We start from the raw sequence: 16,979 nt of genomic DNA on the forward strand, positions 1-16,979 counted from the left end.
CGTGTCACGCCACGATGCTGATCTCGAACTGGCCCTCCGCCTCGCCGACGCCGCCGACGCGATCACCGCGACCCGGTTCCGTGCCCACGACCTCGCCGTGGAGCGCAAGCCGGACCGCACGCCCGTCACCGATGCCGATGTCGCGGTGGAGGACGCGGTCCGCGCCGTGCTCGCCGCCGAACGTCCCGAGGACGTCGTCATGGGCGAGGAGCGGGGCGGCACGCTCGACGCGTCGCGCGTCTGGGTGCTCGACCCGATCGACGGCACCAAGAACTTCCTGCGCGGCGTGCCGATCTGGGCCACGCTGATCGCCCTGGTCGTCGACGGCGTGCCGGTGGTCGGCGTGGTGTCCGCGCCCGCGCTGGGTCGTCGCTGGTGGGCGGCGGCCGGTGGGGGCGCGTTCGCGTCGGACGCGTCCGGTGAACGCGCGATCTCCGTGTCCGGGGTGCGCGCGCTCGAAGACGCGTACGTGTCGACGACCGACATCAAGTCGTGGGTGACGTACCACTCACGCGAGGCGTGGCTGAGGTTGGTGGACGCGACCTGGGAGAGCCGCGCGTTCGGCGACTTCTACCAGCACTGCCTGGTCGCCGAGGGCGCGATCGACCTCGCACCCGAGTGCGTGGCGAACCCGTGGGACATCGCCCCGTTCCAGGTGCTGGTGACCGAGGCGGGTGGCCGTTTCACCTCGCTGGGCGGCGAGGAGCGCTACGACGCCGGCAGCGTGCTGACGTCGAACGGCCACCTGCACGAGGCCGCGCTCAAGCTGTTGGCACGCTGAGACTTCCGCGCGCGACCTGGGCCCACGCCAGCCGGCCGAAGAGGTAGTGGCACGCCACGCTCTCGTCGTCGAACCGGGCCCAGTCGTAGCGGTTGCCCTGCTCCTGCCAGAACACCTCGTAGCCCTTGTCGTCAGCGAGGAGGCACCAGCGCTGGTCCGTCTCCTCGCCGAGGCTGACGACGTCGTCCGGCACGCCGATCTTCTTCAGCCACTCGGGCAGCTGTTCGACGTTCATGCGGTGATCTCCGTGAGGTAGCCGAGCGCCACGAGGTCCGCGACGGGGTAGGTGGTGCGGTACCGGCTGCCACCGCCGGGCTGGCCGAACCAGGGCGCGCTGATCGTGCGGTGCACGGGCAGGTCCTTCTCGACCCGGTAGCACCGGTAGCCCTCGGCGGCTGCCTGCGGGGGCAGCGACCGCTGGGCGAACGGGGTGCCGGCCGCGCTCAGCACGCGGCCCTCCGGCGTGCCGAACCTGTCCAGCTCGGTGCCCGCCTCGACGACCTCGGCCTGGCTGTCCTCGTAGCCGCCCTCGCGTTCGGCCGGCCAGCGCGGGCTGCCGTCCTCGTGCTGGAAGAGGCTCTCCCAGTCGCGTTCGTGCATGCCGGCGAGCGGGTCGTGGCCTTCGAGCAGCGCCTGGACGACCGGGTGGTCCACGCCGAGACCCTCGGTGGGGTGCGTGGACGGGGACGACTCGGAGGTGTCGATCGCCTGCGGGTGGTCGCCGGGCGCGAACCTCGGGACGGGCTGCTCCTGCGCGGACTGCGGGGGCGGTGGGAGCTGGCGGGCCGGCTTCGGGGCGAGGCGAGGAGCCCTGCCCGCGCTGAGGAAGATCGCCATGAACCAGCTGCCCGCGGCCGCCGCCGTGTAGGTGTGACGCGCGATCTCGCCCGCGAGACCGGGGTCCGCGAGGGCCTGGTTGCCGTCGCGGTTCTCGAGGCGGTCGCTGAGTGCGTGCGAACCGCCGTGGGTGGCGAAGTCCGCGGTGGTGGCCAGCGGGCCGGCGGTGGCGGGCCGGGCGCCGAGGTCGACGTCCGCGCCGGGGGCCGCCGGGGTGGCGATGGTGTCGCTGAGCCGGCGTTCGCCCTGGTTGTCGACGGTGGCGACGTCGCCGTCGAGCAGGCCGTCGGCGGTGCTGTCCTTCGCCAGGTCCTTGGCGGTGGCGTCCTTCGCCGACACCGGGGCGGACGAGGTCTGGGCCTGGGCCGCGGTCTGGCCGGGCTGGGCTGCCTGGGTACTGGACTGGCCGCCGAACTGGGCCGTCGTCGCCTGGGTGCCGGGGAGCAGCGGGGCGCCGGACTTGGCTGCGGCAGCCGAGGCACCCGGCTTGGCTTCGCCGGAGCGGAGTTCGCCCGCCTTGGGCTCGCCGGAGCGGAGTTCGCCCGCCTTCGCCTCGGTCGCGGCCTTGGCGTCGGTGGCCTTGGCGGCCTGCTGGCCCTGCTGGGCAGCCTGGGACTGCGCCGGCTGGGCCGCCGGCTGGTTCTGCTGACCGACGACCGCACCGGCGGCCTGCGCGGCCGCGGCCGGAACGCCGCTGACCGCGCCACCCACGGGACCAGCGACCGGGGCGCCGCCCATCGGGCTGCCCATCGCGGGACCAGCAGGCCCCGCCTGAGCGGCCGGAGCGGCCGGAGCCGCTGCCGCGGGGGCGGCCGCGGCGGCCTGGGCCGGGAGTTCACCGCCGCGGATCAGCGGCGGGTCGAGGACGGCGGCGGACGCCTGGGTCGTGCCTTCCGCCACCGGGCCGAGGGTGCCGTGGACGCTCGGGATCGCGTCCACCACCGGCTGGGCGATCGGCGCGACGACCGGCGGGGCCGGGTGCTGCACGAGGCCGGGCAACGGGCCGGGGCCCCTGCCGTCGCCTCGGCCCTGGTTGTCGCCGGGACCGTTGCCGCCGGGACCGTTGCCGTGGCCGTTGCCAGGGCCGTTGTCGTCGCCGAGGACCGGGCCGACGGCGTCGCGGCCACCGGGCACCGCGTCCAGCACCGGGTGCACCACGGCGGCGGCGGGTGCGGTGACCGGAGCGGTCACGGGGGCCACGGCGTCCGCGATCGGTGCGGCTGCCTCGCCCACCGCGCCCACGACGGGAGCGACGACGGGGGCGACCGGAGCGGTCACGGCGCCCACGACCGGCGCGACCGCTTCGGTCACCGGAGCGACCACCGCGGCGACCGGGGCCACCACGGGCGCGACGGCACCGGCGACCGGAGCGACCACGGGCGCGACGGCACCGGCGACGGGCTCCACGATCGGGGCGACCACGCCCGCGACCGGGGCCACCACGCCGCCGACGATGTTCGTGACGGGCGACAACAGGCCGCCACCGCCGCCGGGACCGTGGGCGCCGGGTGCGGTGTTGACGGGCGGGACGCCCTGGGACATGTCGATGCCGCTGTCCAGGCGGATGGCCGAGGTCAGCAGGCTGGTGAGGTTCGCGACGTTGGCGGCGGCGCCCTTGGTCAGGGTGTCGAGGCCGGCCAGCGCGTTCGGGTTGCCGGCGTTGGCCGAGGCCGTGGCGGCGTCGTTGTTCTTGGCCAGGGCGACCAGCTCGCGGACGATCTCGACCTTCGCGGCGCCCACCTGCTTGGCGGCGTGGTCGAGGCGGTCGGCGGCGGCGTGGCAGCCCTTGGCGGCGCGCTGGAAGTCGCCGTCCGGCGCCACGACCTTGGCCCAACGGCCTCGGGCGGCGTCACCGGTCGCACCGGTCACGCCGCCCAGCGCGCGGTTCGCGGCGCCGTCGGAGGTGGTGCCCAGGCTCTTGATCTTGTCGCCCGCCTCGCGCCAGGCCGTGGCGCTGGAGCGCATGGCGTCCTCGTCGGCCTTCGGCCACGTGACGCCCGCCTTGGCGGCGATGGCGGTGAGTTCGGCGGGAAGCTCGATGCCCATGTCAGCCGTCCAACCTTCTCATCCCGGAGGCGTTGGTCTCCTCGACGTGCCGATAGGTGGCGGCGGTGGAAGCGAGCTTGTCGCCCACCTCCCCCAGCGTCGCCGAAAGCCCGGCCAGGGCACCGGAGGCGTCACCGGCGGGCTTCTCGTGCGAGGCGGCGAAGCTGCGGCCGATCGCGTCGTCACCCCAGCAGGCACCGAAGCCCGCCAGCGCCCGGTCGAGCGCGCCCGCGATCTCGGTCGCCTGCCCGGCGAAGCCCTTCATCTCGCGCGCGCCGGAGTCCAGCCGGTCGAGATCGGCCGAGTACCCGGTCATCGGACCCTCCTGTTGATGAGCTCGGTGTCGAGCCAGCTCTCCCGCTGTTCGTTGTCCTCGTCGTCGTCGACCCGGCGGCGCACCGGCTGCTGCCCGAGATCGACGGTGTCGTACTCGGAGACCTCGTACTCGGACGGCTGCAGGTCGGCGGTTCCGGCGACCAGCGCGGCGGGGTCCGTGGCGGCGGGCAGCACCGTGCTCAACGCCTGGTAGGTCTCCTCGGCCGCACCGGCGGCGGCCGCGGCGACCGTCCGCACGATCAGCTCGGCCAGCTGCTCCGGCCGGTGCCTGCGGTAGGCCGTCTCGGAGAGTTCGAGGCCGACGAGCCTCCCGCCGGCACCGACGGTCGCCTCGACCGTCCCGTCCGGGCTGGAAGCACGCCCGGACACGGCGGCGAGGTCGCGCTGCACCGACACCAGCTGCTCGCGGCTGCGCCGGTAGTCGGCCAGCAGCTCCTCGACCTGCGCACGGTGGTCGTCCACCGAGTCCCCCTCACACGCATAGCCCACGGCTCGGGCTCTAGGACGCCGTTGCCACTAGATCGGTTCCCAGCGGATTCAGTTACGTAGGATCAACGAGATGATCGCCTTCGAGGATTTGCCCGCAGGCCGCATCATCCCGCTCGGCGACCTGACCGTCGACCGGGACGACATGCTGGACTTCGCGAAGAAGTTCGACCCGCAGCCGTTCCACCTGGACGAGGAAGCGGGCAGGAACTCGATTTTCGGCGGTTTGTCCGCCTCCGGCTGGTACACCGCGTCGCTGTGGATGCGCCGCTGGGTGGACGTCGTCCTCGCCGACTCGACGTCGCAGGGCTCGCCGGGAGGCCGCGAACTCTCGTGGCTCGCACCGGTCCACCCCGGCGACACGCTGACGTTCGCGGCGGAGGTCCTGAGCGCTCGCCTGTCGAAGAAGCGCCCGGACCTCGGCCTGGTGGAGTTCGCCGGCACGGCGCACAGGGGCGACCAGCCGGTCTTCCGGTTCATCGCCACGGGCATGTTCACCGCCCGCGGCTGAGTCACTTCGCGAGCGCCCGCACGACCCTCGACGGGCTGGGACGGCCGAGCTGCTCGGCCATCCACACCGAGGTCTCGACGAGCTTGTCGAGGTCCACCCCGGTCTCGACGCCGAGGCCGTCGAGCATCCACACGAGGTCCTCGGTGGCGAGGTTCCCGGTGGCCGACTCGGCGTAGGGGCACCCGCCCAGACCACCGGCGGACGAGTCCACGGTCGTCACGCCGCACCGCAGAGCGGCCAGCGTGTTCGACAACGCCTGCCCGTAGGTGTCGTGGAAGTGCACGGCCAACGCCGACACGTCGCGGAACCCGCCGAGCACCGACTCGACCTGACCCGGCGTCGCCACGCCGATCGTGTCGCCGAGCGACACCTGCGAGCACCCCATGCCGAGCAGTCGTTCGCCGACGGACACGACCTGCGACTGCGCCACGGGTCCCTCCCAGGGGTCCCCGAAGCACATCGACACGTACCCGCGCACCGACATCCCGGCTTCGAGCGCCCGCGCGACCGTCGGCTCGAACATCTCGAACTGCGAGTCGAGCGTCCGGTTGAGGTTGCGCGACGCGAACGTCTCCGTGGCGGAGGCGAAGATCGCGATGTGCGTGACGCCGGCCTCGATCGCCCGGTCGAGCCCGCGCTCGTTCGGCACCAGCACCGGGTAGATCACGCCGTCAGCGGGCTTCAGCCCGGCCAGCACCTCGGCCGCGTCGGCCAGTTGCGGCACCCACTTGGGGTGCACGAACGACGTGGCCTCCAAAACGGACAGTCCGGAGGCGGCCAGCCGGTCGAGGAACTCGAGCTTCACCGCGACGGGCACGACCGCGGACTCGTTCTGCAGCCCGTCGCGCGCCCCGACCTCCCAGATCGTGACGGCGGACGGCAGCGACGCACCCGCGACGACGTCGGGCAGGCCGGCCTCACGCGCGCCCATCGAGCCGCCTCGGCTGGAAGTCGTCCTCGGGGTTGTCGTTGACCTCGCGGTAGAGCATGGTGTGCACCTTCTCGACGGACGGGATGTCGTCGAACTCGAGCGGTTCGTCCGAAGCCGACTCGATGATCAACGTGCCGCAGCCCAGCAGCCTGTCCACGAAAGAGTGCTCGAAACGCACGCTGTTGACACGGGCCAAAGGGATGTCGAGGCCTGTGCGCTTGAACACCCCTTCGCGGTACATCACGCGGTCCGAGGTGATGATGAAGTGCGTCGTCCGCCAGCGCAGCAACGGCGTCACCGTCAGCCACAGCACCAGGACCACGGCGACGACGGCCAGTGCGATCAGGGCGATGAAGCCCCACGACTGACCGCCGACGAGACCGGCCAGGTAGGTGCCGAGCGCGACCACCACCAGCAGCCAGAACACCGGGAAGATCAACATCTTCCAGTGGGGGTGCTTGTGGATCACGACGTGCTCGCCGGAGCTCAGCAGGTCGTCGGGGTACGCCATGGGGCAACCCTAACTACGCCGGACGCAAATGCACCACGTCACCTGCGGACACGCCGTGGTCCGCCCCGTCGGTGCCGCGCACGACCAACGTGCCGTCCGGCTCGATGCGCTGCGCCACGCCCTGGAGCTGAACCCCACCGGAGAGTTCGACGCGGACGTTCTGGCCGAGCGTCGAGGAGTGCTCGGTGTACTCCTCCAGCACCCCGGACTCCTCGGCGTCGCCCTCGTTCTTGCGCCACACGCCTTCGAGCTGGGCCAGCTCGACCAGCAGCCGGAACGCGAGTTCGGTGCGGTCCAGCTCGTCCGCGCCCTCGTCCTCGAACGACGTCGGCGCGAGACCACCGGGCGCGGCCTCCACGTCCGCCGGCAGCTTCGCCACGTTGAGCCCGATGCCCACGACGACCGAGCCGTCGGCGGTGATCTCGGACAGGATGCCCGCGCCCTTGCCGGGCCCGGAGCCGAGCAGCAGGTCGTTCGGCCACTTCAGGGTCGCCTCGACACCAACCGATTGGGCGACGCGCACGAGCGCCAGCCCGGCGATCAGGTTGAGCCACGGCAGCTTCGCGGGCGCGACGTCCGGGCGGAACAGCACGCTGACGTAGAGCCCGCCCTCCGGCGACGACCAGCTGCGGCCGCGACGCCCCTGCCCGGCGGTCTGCTCCAGCGCGATCAGCACGGTGCGGTCGGCGGCGTTCGCGGCGGCCAGGTCCGCGTTGGTGGAGGCCGTGGTCTCGACGACGTCGAGGGCGGCGTACGGGCCGTTGGGGGCGACGAGCCGGGAGCGCAGCTCTTCTGCGTCGAGTGCGGTGGTCATCGCGCCAGGCTATTGGAACGGAAGAGAGTACGTGCGATCGGAGATTGCCGACAGGTTGCCGTGACCTGGACAACTGCACGGGGCAGTTCAGCAATGGTCTCGTTAGGCTGCCAGCCCATGAGCAGTGCGACCGAGCCGATCGGGAACGTCCCCGCGAACGCGCCCGACGTCCACACCACCGCGGGCAAGCTCGTTGACCTCTACCGGCGCAACGACGAGGCGGTTCACGCCGGCTCGGAACGTGCAGTCGAGAAGCAGCACGCGAAGGGCAAGAAGACAGCCCGCGAGCGCATCGACCTCCTGCTCGACCCCGGCTCGTTCGTCGAACTGGACGAACTCGCCCGGCACCGCTCCACCAACTTCGGCCAGGAGCGCAACCGCCCCTACGGCGACGGCGTCGTGACGGGCTACGGCACCGTCGACGGCCGTCCGGTGTGCGTGTTCTCCCAGGACGTCACGGTCTTCGGCGGGTCGCTCGGCGAGGTCTACGGCGAGAAGATCGTCAAGGTCATGGACCTGGCGATCAAGACGGGCCGCCCGATCATCGGCATCAACGAGGGCGGCGGCGCGCGCATCCAGGAGGGTGTCGTCTCGCTCGGCCTCTACGGCGAGATCTTCTCCCGCAACGTCAAGGCCTCCGGCGTGATCCCGCAGATCTCGCTGATCATGGGCTCGAACGCGGGCGGGCACGTCTACTCCCCCGCGCTGACCGACTTCGTGGTGATGGTCGACCAGACCTCGCACATGTTCATCACCGGCCCGGACGTCATCAAGACCGTCACCGGTGAAGACGTGACGATGGAGGAGCTCGGCGGCGGTCGCACGCACAACACCAAGTCCGGCAACGCGCACTACCTCGGCAGCGACGAGGAGGACGCGATCGCGTACGTCAAGGAACTGCTGTCGTACCTGCCGTCCAACAACCTGAGCGAGACCCCGGCGTTCGAGGGCACGCTCGCCGTCGGTGCGCTCTCCGACTCGATCACCGACGAGGACCGCGAGCTCGACTCGCTCATCCCGGACTCCGCGAACCAGCCGTACGACATGCACGAGGTCATCAACCGCGTGCTCGACGACGGCGACTTCCTCGAGGTGCAGCCGCTCTTCGCGCCGAACATCCTCGTCGGCTTCGGCCGGGTGGACGGCCAGTCGGTCGGTGTCGTCGCGAACCAGCCCACCCAGTTCGCGGGCTGCCTCGACATCGACGCCTCCGAGAAGGCCGCGCGGTTCGTGCGCACCTGCGACGCGTTCAACATCCCCGTGCTCACGTTCGTGGACGTGCCCGGCTTCCTGCCCGGCACCGACCAGGAGTGGAACGGCATCATCCGGCGCGGCGCCAAGTTGATCTACGCCTACGCCGAGGCGACGGTCCCGCTGGTCACCGTCATCACGCGCAAGGCGTACGGCGGCGCGTACGACGTCATGGGCTCCAAGCACCTCGGCGCCGACATCAACCTCGCGTGGCCGACCGCGCAGATCGCCGTCATGGGCGCGTCCGGCGCGGCGAACATCGTGCACCGCAAGACGCTGGCCGCGGCCGGTGCCGCCGGTGAGGACGTCGACGCGCTGCGGGCCCGGCTCCAGCAGGAGTACGAGGACACCCTCTGCAACCCGTACGTGGCGGCCGAGCGCGGGTACGTCGACTCGGTGATCCCGCCGTCGTACACGCGCGGGTACGTGGCGCGGGCGTTGTCGATGCTGCGGGACAAGCGCGAGACGCTGCCGCCCAAGAAGCACGGGAACATCCCGCTGTGAGCGCGCCGGAGGAGAACGTGCCGCTGCTGAAGGTCGTCAAGGGCACACCGGACGACCACCAGCTGGCCGCGCTGACGGCCGTCATCGCCGGGCTGGCTTCGGCCGCGCCGGTCGAGGAGGCGCCGAAGCGGCGTTCGGAGTGGGCGAACCCGGCCCGCCGGGTGCGCCGGCCGCTCCAGCACGGGCCGGGCGCCTGGCGAGCCTCGGGCTTCCCCGGCTGATCCAGCCGCACGCGGGGACCTTTCGTTCGCGTGGCGCGAACGAAAGGTCCCCGCGTGCGTCGTTCAGCAGTCCACGCGGCGGCTCGTCACGGTCAGGCCCACGGCTACCTCGCGGCACCGTGTCTCGCCGTCCACCTGCAGTTTCAACGTCCAGAACGCGCTGCCGTACGCCTGACTCCGCCGCAGCACCTCGACGCCGGCGTGGTTGAACGCCGATCCGGACCGCACGGCGGGCACGACCTGGCTCAGCAGAGCGTTCTCCGCGCGGTCCGCGGTGTCGGCGAACGGCCAGACGGGTACGCCGTACCCGATCGGGTCACTCGCGAGCACGCTTCCAACGCCCCACGATCCAATGAGTCCGCCGATGACGACGAAAAGTGCCGCGATCCGTCTGCGCTTGCCTTCGCGATCGGAACCGCGTTCGGTGAGGACAAGCACCCAGCGCTTCACTCCGCCGAGAGTGCCGACTGAAGAGGTGATCGCGCATCAGTAGTACTACTCGGACGGACCGCGAGAACTGGCGGACCGTGTACGCGCTGTGCATCGGCTTCTTCATGACGCTGCTGGACACGACCATCGTCAACGTCGCGCTGCCGTCGATGATCACCGACCTGGGCGCGTCCCTGAACGACGTCATCTGGGTGGTGAGCGCCTACCTGCTGGCGTTCGCGGTGCCGTTGCTGCTGACCGGGCGGCTGGGTGACCGGTTCGGGCCGAAGCGGCTCTACGGGATCGGGCTCGTGCTGTTCCTCGGGGCCTCGCTGGCCTGCGGCCTCGCGACGAGCGCGGAGGCGTTGATCGCGGCCCGCGTGTTCCAGGGGCTCGGGGCGGCGGCCATGACGCCGCAGACGATGGCGTTCATCACGCACCTGTTCCCGCCGGCCAAGCGGGGTGCGGCGCTCGGCATGTGGGGGTCGGTGGCCGGGCTGGCGACGGTCTCCGGGCCGTTGCTCGGCGGGGTGCTGGTCACGCACCTCGGCTGGGAGTGGATCTTCTTCGTGAACCTGCCGATCGGCGTGCTCGCCCTGGTCCTGCTGTTCCTGTGGGTGCCCGACCTGCAACCGGGGCGGGCGCCGAAGTTCGACGTGCTCGGCGTGGTGCTGTGCTGCCTCGGGCTCGGGCTGCTGGTGTTCGGCATCCAGAACGGCGAGCACTACGGGTGGGGGCGGGTCGCGGGACCCGTGACCATCGCCGAGATCATCGCGGCCGGGGTGCTGTTCCTCGCCGCGTTCGTGTTCTGGCAGGCCTCGGCGCGCAACGCCGAGCCGTTGATGCCGCTGCGGATCTTCCGCAACCGCAACTTCTCGCTGGGCAACGTCGCGAACATCGCCATCGGCATCACGGTCACGGGTGTGTTCGTGCCGCTCGCGTTGTTCCTGCAGACCGTGCCGAAGCTGTCGCCGCTGATGACGGGCCTGGTCACGGCACCGGCGTCGCTGATGTCCGGGGTGGTGGCGATCTTCGCCGGGCGCTGGTCGAACCGGGCCGACGCCAAGTACCTGCCGATCATCGGGTTCGCGTTGATGGGCGCGGGGATCCTGGTGATGACGTTCCTGCTGGGTGACGGCTCGCAATGGGTGCTGCTGCCGTCGATGGTGCTGCTCGGCGTCGGCATGGGCATGGTGTTCTCGCCGCTGACGAACATCTCCACACGCACGCTCGACCGGTCGTTGCTCGGCGCCGGGTCCGGCATCTACAACACGTCGAGGCAGTTCGGGAACGTGCTGGGCAGCGCGGTGACGGCCGCGGTGCTGCAGATCGTGCTGGCGGCGACCGGGGACTTCACCTCGGCCGTGCGGGCCGCGTTCTACCTGTTGCTGGCGGTCACCGTGCTCGGCATCGCGGCCGCGCTCGCCTTCCGGCAGGTCGCCGCCCCGAGCGTGGCAGACTCGCCGCGTGCGTCTGATCCTGGCCTCCCAGTCACCCGCCCGTCTTAGCGTCCTGCGGGCAGCGGGCGTCGAGCCCGTCGTCCGGGTCTCCGGTGTCGACGAGGACGCGCTGGTCGCGTCCCTGCAGAACCCCACGCCGGAGGAGACGGTCGTCGCGCTGTCCGCGGCGAAGGCCGAGGCGATCGAGCACGACGACGAGTGCGTGGTCGTGGGCTGCGACTCGATGCTGCTGTTCGAGGGCGAACTCGTGGGCAAGCCCGGCACGGCCGAGGTCGCGCGCGAGCGCTGGCGGCGGGTCGCGGGCAAGAGCGGCGAGCTGATCACCGGCCACACCGTGCTGCGGGTGTCGGGCGGCGAGGTCGTCGACCGGGCTTCAGCGGCCGAGTCCACGACCGTGCGGTTCGGCACGCCGTCGGACGAGGAACTGGAGGCGTACCTCGCGTCCGGCGAGCCGTTGCACGTCGCGGGCGGGTTCACGATCGACGGCCGCGGCGGCTGGTTCATCGACGGCATCGAGGGCGACCACACGTCGGTGATCGGCATCAGCCTGCCGCTCACCCGGAAGCTGCTCGGCCAGGTGGGCGTTTCCGTGTCCACGCTCTGGTAGACCCTGGTCACAGTTCACCCGATCGGGGAAGACTGCCCTCAACGCCGGCGTTGGGGGCTAGCGGTGAACGAGTACTTGACGCGTCGCAGGCACATCGACCTGGCACGCAGGACGAGCACGGGCTGTCGGAGCTAAACGCCTCCGCCGCCCCGTTCCGCTCATCCCTGCCCAGGAGATGTTCCAGTGTCGTTCGTCCAGACATACCGAAAGCCCAAGGTCTTCGGCTTCACCGTGCTCGGCGCGCTCGTCCTCGGCGCGCTCGCCGGCTGGCTCGGCAAGGGCACGTGGCTCGCGCCCGTCCTCGCCAAGATCGGCTCCACCTTCACCGCGCTGCTCCAGCTGACCGTCATCCCGCTGGTGTTCACCGCGATCGTCGTCGGTATCGCGTCGCTGCGGAACCTCGGTGGCGGCCGCACCGCCGCGCGCCTCGGCGGCAAGACGTTCCTGTGGTTCGCCATCACGTCGTTCATCGCGGTGCTGATCGGCATCGCGGTCGCCTCGATCCTCAAGCCCGGCGCGGGCCTGCAGATCGAACCCGCCGCCGGTGCCGTCGACAAGCTCGCCAAGCGGGCGTCCGGCTCGTGGCAGGCGCTGCTCGACAACCTGGTGCCCACCAACATCTTCAGCGCGTTCACCGAGGGCGACGTGCTGCAGGTCGTGTTCATCGCCGTGCTGGTCGGGTTCGCCGCCTACGCGCTCGGCGAGAAGGCCGCGCCGTTCACGAACCTGGTGAAGTCGTTCTTCGACATCGTGCAGAAGGTCGTCGGCTGGATCATCCTGCTGGCGCCGATCGGCATCTTCGGCCTCATCGGCAACGCCGTCGCCTCGTACGGCAACTCGTTCGTGCAGCCGCTGTTCTCGTTGATCCTCGCGGTGTACCTCGGTTCGGCGCTGGTGCTGTTCGTGGTCTACCCGGTGCTGCTGAAGTTCGTCGGCAGGACCTCGCCGGTCGAGTTCTTCCGCAAGGCCGGCACCGCGCTGCAGTTCGCGTTCGTGTCGCGCTCGTCGGGTGCCACGCTTCCGTTGTCCCGCAAGGCCGCCACCGACCTCGGCGTGCCGAACGAGTACGCGAACTTCGCCGTGCCGCTCGGCACCACGACCAAGATGGACGGCTGCGCCGCGGTCTACCCGGCCGTCGCGACGATCTTCATCGCGAACCTCTTCGGCATCCAGCTCTCGGTGTGGCAGTACGTCGGCATCGTGCTCGTCGCCGTGTTCGGCGCGCTCGCCACCGCCGGCACCACCGGCTGGTACACGATGCTCACGCTGACCCTGAGCGTCGTCGGCCTGCCTCCTCAGGTGATCGCGACCGGCGTGGCCGTGGTCTACGCGATCGACCCGATCCTCGACATGATGCGCACCGCCACCAACGTGGCCGGGCAGATCACCGTGCCGGTGGTCGTGGCCCGCACCGAGCACCTCATCGAGGAGCCGGTCGCGGCCGACGAGCCGGAGCTCGTGAAGGCCTAGTGCGCTAGGAATCAGCGCACGGACGTAGTTGCGACAACTTCGGCACCGGTGTGGGCCAGCCAGGGAGCTGCTCCCGCGCCGGTGCCGGCGTCGTGCAGCCGACGTTCGCCCCCAGCGCCGAGAACACCTGCACGAACGCGTCGTTGCACTGGCCGTCGCACGCGCGCTGGGCCGAGACGATGTCCGCGGTGCCGTCCTCGTCCACGTCGTGCAGCGCGAGGTACCCGGCGTTCGACAGGTAGGTCGACTGCGCGCGCGACCAGACGCCGTCCTTGCGGATCAGCACCTCGCCGACCACCTTGCCGTCCGCGTCGCCGCGCACCAGGCACACGCCGACCGGCGCGTCCGAGCACAACAGCGACTGGTCGGTGATCACCGCGCCCGCCTCGGCGATGGTCATCTCGAAGACGTACGGACCGGAGGCGCCGGTCACCCTGATCCGCCCGCCACCCGTCCCGGTGAGCACCTCCACCAGGTCCTTGCCGACCGATTTGCCGATCACGACCTGGCAGACGGTGGTACCGCAGCGCATTCCGGTGTCCGAACCGGATTGACCTGAATCGGTGCCGGAAGGTCTCTGGAAATAGGCGAACAGCACCCCCGCGACGACGACCACGGCGGCGGCGACGGCGACCACCTGCACGGACCTGGTTCCTCCCACGTCGCTGATTGTGCTCGATGGGCTCACGATGGATGTGAAGTGAGCCGTCTCTCCCTCTCGGAGTTCATCGATTTCCGTAGACTGCGGCACCAGCCAGAGCCGTAAATAACCGGTCCAGCAGGAGGTACGACGCCGTGTCGCTGCGCAAGGTGCTCATCGCGAACCGCGGTGAGATCGCCGTCCGGGTCATCCGAGCCTGCCGTGACGCCGGTCTGACGAGCGTCGCCGTCTACGCCGATCCCGACCGCGACGCGCCGTTCGTGCGGCTCGCCGACGAGGCGTTCGCACTGGGCGGCAACACCCCCGGTGAGAGCTACCTCTCGTTCGAGAAGGTGCTCGCGGCCGCCGCGCAGTCCGGCGCCGACTCCGTGCACCCCGGCTACGGCTTCCTGTCCGAGAACGCCGACTTCGCCCAGGCCGTGATCGACGCCGGGCTGACGTGGATCGGCCCGACGCCGCAGGCGATCCGCGACCTCGGCGACAAGGTGACCGCACGGCACATCGCGATGCGCGCGGGCGCGCCGCTGGTGCCCGGCACCAAGGACCCGGTCAACGGGCCGGACGAGATCATCGCGTTCGCGCAGGAGCACGGGCTGCCGGTCGCGATCAAGGCCGCGTTCGGCGGTGGCGGCCGCGGCCTGAAGGTCGCCCGCACGATGGAGGAGATCCCCGAGCTGTTCGACTCGGCGGTCCGCGAGGCCGTCTCGGCGTTCGGCCGCGGCGAGTGCTTCGTCGAGCGCTACCTGGACAAGCCGCGCCACGTCGAGGCCCAGGTGCTCGCCGACACGCACGGCACGGTGATCGTCGTCGGCACCCGCGACTGCTCGTTGCAGCGCCGCCACCAGAAGCTGGTCGAGGAGGCGCCCGCGCCGTTCCTGACCGACGAGCAGCGCGCCACGATCCACTCCTCCGCCAAGGCGATCTGCCTGGAGGCCGGGTACCACGGCGCCGGCACGGTCGAGTACCTCGTGGGCCTCGACGGGTCGATCTCGTTCCTGGAGGTCAACACGCGCCTGCAGGTCGAACACCCGGTGTCCGAGGAGACGACGGGTCTCGACCTGGTGCGCGAGCAGTTCCGCATCGCCGCGGGCGAGAAGCTGCGGTTCACCGAGGACCCCGCTCCCCGTGCGCACTCCATCGAGTTCCGGATCAACGGCGAGGACGCCGGTCGCGGCTTCCTGCCCGCGCCCGGCACGGTGACCTCGTTCGTCGCGCCGTCGGGTCCCGGGGTGCGCGTGGACGCCGGTGTCGAGAGCGGTTCGGTGATCGGCGGGCAGTTCGACTCGTTGCTGGCCAAGCTGATCGTCACCGGCGAGACGCGGGAGGAGGCGCTGGCGCGGTCGCGCCGGGCGCTGGACGAGATGGTCGTCGAGGGCATGGCGACCGTGCTGCCGTTCCACCGGGTGATCGTGCGGGACGCGGCGTTCACGGCCGAGAAGCCCGAGGGCTTCACCGTCCACACGCGATGGATCGAGACCGAGTTCGACAACCAGATCGCGCCGTTCAGCGGTTCGGCCGAGGCCGCCGACGAGGAGACGCCCCGCCAGACCGTCGTGGTCGAGGTCGGCGGCCGTCGTCTCGAGGTGTCGCTGCCGGGTGACCTCGCGATGGGTTCGGCTCGTCCTGCCGCTGCGGCCGCCTCGAAGAAGCCCAAGGCGAAGCGCGCGGGCGGCAGTGCGGCGGCGGTGTCGGGTGACGCGGTCGCGGCGCCGATGCAGGGCACGATCGTGAAGGTGGCCGTCGAGGACGGGCAGACCGTCGAGGCGGGCGAGCTGATCGTGGTCCTGGAGGCCATGAAGATGGAGAACCCGGTGACGGCGCACAAGGCGGGCACCGTGACGGGCCTCGCGGCGGCGCCCGGCGACCCGATCACCCAGGGCACTGTGATCTGCGAGCTGAAGGACTGAGTGTCCGCTTCTCCCGCCGGGTCGCTCACCTACGATTGAGTTCGTGAGCGACCCGGCGAGGGACATCCGCATCGGTGACACCGAGCGTCAGCAGGCGTTGCAGGTGCTCGGCGAGCACATGAGCGCGGGCCGCATCGACATCACCGAGTACGGCGAGCGGTCCGCGAAGATCACCACCGCGAAGACCCGCGGCGAGCTGATGGCGTTGTTCTACGACCTCCCGGACCCGCGGCCGCAGTTCGTCGCGCCCGTGCCGATGTTCAACGAGCCCGCCAAGGCGCCCGCGCGCCGGTGGGAGAGCGCGGTCGTGCCCGTCGTGGGCATCGCGACGGTGATCCTGTTCTTCGCGCTGGTCAAGAACCCGCTGATCTTCCTGCTGGTGCCCGCCGTGGCGATCCTGTGGGGCACCTGGAACGGACGCCGGCGCTGAAACCCCTGCTGTTGCTGGACCTCGACGGCGTGCTGAGGTCGTTCCCACCGGTCGCGCCCGAGGTCGCGGCCCGCGCGTTCGAGCCGTCGTTGCTGCGGCGCGCGATCACCGGAGAGATCACCGACGAGCAGTGGCGGGCGGAAGCCGGGTTCCCGGTCTCGGCCGGCGAGGTGGTCGCCGAGGCGCTGGCGCTGGTGCGCGTCGCCCGGCGGCAGTGCTTCGTGGCGTTGCTGACCAACGCGACCACGCGGCTGGAGTCCGACCTCGTGGCGCTCGGCCTCGACGCCGAGGTGGACGCGGTCTTCAACTCCTCGCGGCTCGGCCTCGCGAAGCCCGATCCCGCGATCTTCCGGCGTGTGCTGGACGAACTCGGGTACGCGTCCGGCGTGTTCTGCGACGACACCGAGGCGAACGCCCTGGCCGCCTCGGCGGCCGGGCTGGACGGCGTGCACGTGCCGGACACGGCGGCGTTGCGGACGGCGCTGGCGGTGCGCGGGCTGATCCCGCCGACCGTGCTGCTGATCCTGCCGGACCGCGACGAGGCCGAGGAGCTGGCGGCCGAACTGCTGGAGGACGGCTGGGGGCCGTGCCTCGTGCACCGGGACATGCTCGCGGGCGAGGACGACGCCGAGGACGTGGACTGGGTGGTCGAGCTGACCACCGCGCCGGACGGCTCGCCCGCCTCCGCGCACCGCCCGGAACTCGACGCGCTCGCGGAACAGCACGAGGGCTTCACCGGCGACAGCTAGCCCCTTTTCTCTTCGGCACGCGGGGACCTTTCGTTCG

General features: G+C 71.2%; 19 protein-coding genes. 10 read left to right on the top strand and 9 right to left on the bottom strand.

The features are described from left to right. The first annotated feature begins 1 nt into the window (after position 1). Positions 2–781, top strand: a complete 780-nt coding sequence (hisN, locus tag QSK25_RS32815) for a histidinol-phosphatase (protein WP_285644051.1) — start codon at positions 2–4, stop codon at positions 779–781. Here the strand turns inward: hisN and QSK25_RS32820 are convergent. Genes QSK25_RS32820 through QSK25_RS32835 form a run of 4 tightly spaced genes read right to left on the bottom strand, consistent with a single transcriptional unit; the run spans position 762 to position 4,462 of the window. Further along, a complete protein-coding gene (locus tag QSK25_RS32820; protein ID WP_285644053.1) occupies positions 762–1,016 on the bottom strand; it encodes a hypothetical protein in 255 nt (84 codons plus the stop codon). The two genes, hisN and QSK25_RS32820, sit on opposite strands and share 20 nt — an antisense overlap. Then, positions 1,013–3,664: a TNT domain-containing protein gene (locus QSK25_RS32825; protein WP_285644054.1), complete on the bottom strand. Its 2,652-nt coding sequence runs from the start codon at positions 3,662–3,664 to the stop codon at positions 1,013–1,015. Before QSK25_RS32825 ends, QSK25_RS32820 begins: the two co-directional genes overlap by 4 nt. 1 nt (position 3,665) lies before the next feature. Beyond that, complete coding sequence (locus QSK25_RS32830) at positions 3,666–3,980, bottom strand: WXG100 family type VII secretion target (RefSeq protein ID WP_285644055.1); 315 nt, start codon at positions 3,978–3,980, stop codon at positions 3,666–3,668. Then, the gene (locus tag QSK25_RS32835; protein ID WP_285644056.1) at positions 3,977–4,462 is read right to left on the bottom strand and encodes a YbaB/EbfC family nucleoid-associated protein; all 486 of its coding nucleotides are present in this window, start codon (positions 4,460–4,462) and stop codon (positions 3,977–3,979) included. The genes QSK25_RS32830 and QSK25_RS32835 overlap by 4 nt, the downstream gene beginning before the upstream one ends. A gap of 97 nt (positions 4,463–4,559) precedes the next feature. Here QSK25_RS32835 and QSK25_RS32840 point away from each other — a divergent pair, with 97 nt between their 5' ends. Next, positions 4,560–4,997, top strand: coding sequence for a MaoC family dehydratase (locus QSK25_RS32840; protein WP_285644057.1), 438 nt, complete (start codon positions 4,560–4,562; stop codon positions 4,995–4,997). A 1-nt stretch (position 4,998) separates the two neighbouring features. Here QSK25_RS32840 and QSK25_RS32845 read toward each other — a convergent pair whose 3' ends face one another. The 3 genes from QSK25_RS32845 to QSK25_RS32855 are packed head-to-tail and all read right to left on the bottom strand — an operon-like array spanning position 4,999 to position 7,253. Next, on the bottom strand, positions 4,999–5,928 hold the full coding sequence (locus QSK25_RS32845; RefSeq protein ID WP_285644058.1) for a hydroxymethylglutaryl-CoA lyase: 930 nt from the start codon (positions 5,926–5,928) through the stop codon (positions 4,999–5,001). Beyond that, positions 5,915–6,439, bottom strand: coding sequence for a PH domain-containing protein (locus QSK25_RS32850; protein ID WP_285644059.1), 525 nt, complete (start codon positions 6,437–6,439; stop codon positions 5,915–5,917). The genes QSK25_RS32845 and QSK25_RS32850 overlap by 14 nt, the downstream gene beginning before the upstream one ends. 13 nt (positions 6,440–6,452) lie before the next feature. Beyond that, positions 6,453–7,253 carry a biotin--[acetyl-CoA-carboxylase] ligase gene (locus tag QSK25_RS32855; protein WP_285644060.1) on the bottom strand — a complete coding sequence of 267 codons (801 nt, stop codon included), beginning with the start codon at positions 7,251–7,253 and terminating at the stop codon, positions 6,453–6,455. A gap of 117 nt (positions 7,254–7,370) precedes the next feature. Between QSK25_RS32855 and QSK25_RS32860 the strand changes: the two genes are divergently transcribed. After that, positions 7,371–9,008 (top strand): acyl-CoA carboxylase subunit beta, encoded by a 1,638-nt coding sequence (locus QSK25_RS32860; RefSeq protein ID WP_285644061.1) that lies wholly within the window; start codon positions 7,371–7,373, stop codon positions 9,006–9,008. After that, the gene (locus QSK25_RS32865) at positions 9,005–9,229 is read left to right on the top strand and encodes an acyl-CoA carboxylase subunit epsilon (RefSeq protein ID WP_285644062.1); all 225 of its coding nucleotides are present in this window, start codon (positions 9,005–9,007) and stop codon (positions 9,227–9,229) included. Before QSK25_RS32860 ends, QSK25_RS32865 begins: the two co-directional genes overlap by 4 nt. A 63-nt stretch (positions 9,230–9,292) precedes the next feature. On the opposite strand, the gene QSK25_RS32870 is transcribed toward QSK25_RS32865, so the two are convergent. Then, entirely contained in the window at positions 9,293–9,679 is a 387-nt protein-coding gene (locus QSK25_RS32870; RefSeq protein ID WP_285644064.1) for a hypothetical protein, read from the bottom strand. Between the two features lie 77 nt (positions 9,680–9,756). Between QSK25_RS32870 and QSK25_RS32875 the strand changes: the two genes are divergently transcribed. From QSK25_RS32875 to QSK25_RS32885, 3 genes are all read left to right on the top strand, one after another. Next, positions 9,757–11,166, top strand: a complete 1,410-nt coding sequence (locus QSK25_RS32875) for an MFS transporter (protein ID WP_285644066.1) — start codon at positions 9,757–9,759, stop codon at positions 11,164–11,166. Further along, positions 11,126–11,725: a Maf family protein gene (locus tag QSK25_RS32880; RefSeq protein WP_285644067.1), complete on the top strand. Its 600-nt coding sequence runs from the start codon at positions 11,126–11,128 to the stop codon at positions 11,723–11,725. The genes QSK25_RS32875 and QSK25_RS32880 overlap by 41 nt, the downstream gene beginning before the upstream one ends. A 183-nt stretch (positions 11,726–11,908) precedes the next feature. Next, positions 11,909–13,195 (top strand): dicarboxylate/amino acid:cation symporter, encoded by a 1,287-nt coding sequence (locus tag QSK25_RS32885; RefSeq protein WP_285644068.1) that lies wholly within the window; start codon positions 11,909–11,911, stop codon positions 13,193–13,195. A 4-nt stretch (positions 13,196–13,199) separates the two neighbouring features. On the opposite strand, the gene QSK25_RS32890 is transcribed toward QSK25_RS32885, so the two are convergent. Further along, entirely contained in the window at positions 13,200–13,856 is a 657-nt protein-coding gene (locus tag QSK25_RS32890; RefSeq protein WP_285644070.1) for a hypothetical protein, read from the bottom strand. Between the two features lie 134 nt (positions 13,857–13,990). On the opposite strand from QSK25_RS32890, the gene QSK25_RS32895 reads away from it, so the two are divergent. Genes QSK25_RS32895 through QSK25_RS32905 form a run of 3 tightly spaced genes read left to right on the top strand, consistent with a single transcriptional unit; the run spans position 13,991 to position 16,942 of the window. Continuing rightward, positions 13,991–15,763 (top strand): acetyl/propionyl/methylcrotonyl-CoA carboxylase subunit alpha, encoded by a 1,773-nt coding sequence (locus QSK25_RS32895; RefSeq protein WP_285644072.1) that lies wholly within the window; start codon positions 13,991–13,993, stop codon positions 15,761–15,763. A 43-nt stretch (positions 15,764–15,806) separates the two neighbouring features. Then, the gene (locus QSK25_RS32900) at positions 15,807–16,193 is read left to right on the top strand and encodes a DUF1707 SHOCT-like domain-containing protein (protein WP_285644074.1); all 387 of its coding nucleotides are present in this window, start codon (positions 15,807–15,809) and stop codon (positions 16,191–16,193) included. Beyond that, complete coding sequence (locus QSK25_RS32905; protein ID WP_285644076.1) at positions 16,163–16,942, top strand: HAD-IA family hydrolase; 780 nt, start codon at positions 16,163–16,165, stop codon at positions 16,940–16,942. The genes QSK25_RS32900 and QSK25_RS32905 overlap by 31 nt, the downstream gene beginning before the upstream one ends. Positions 16,943–16,979: the final 37 nt, after the last annotated feature.

The organism is Lentzea sp. NBRC 102530, from assembly GCF_030269365.1.
In the GTDB taxonomy this organism is placed as follows: Bacteria; Actinomycetota; Actinomycetes; order Mycobacteriales; family Pseudonocardiaceae; genus Lentzea.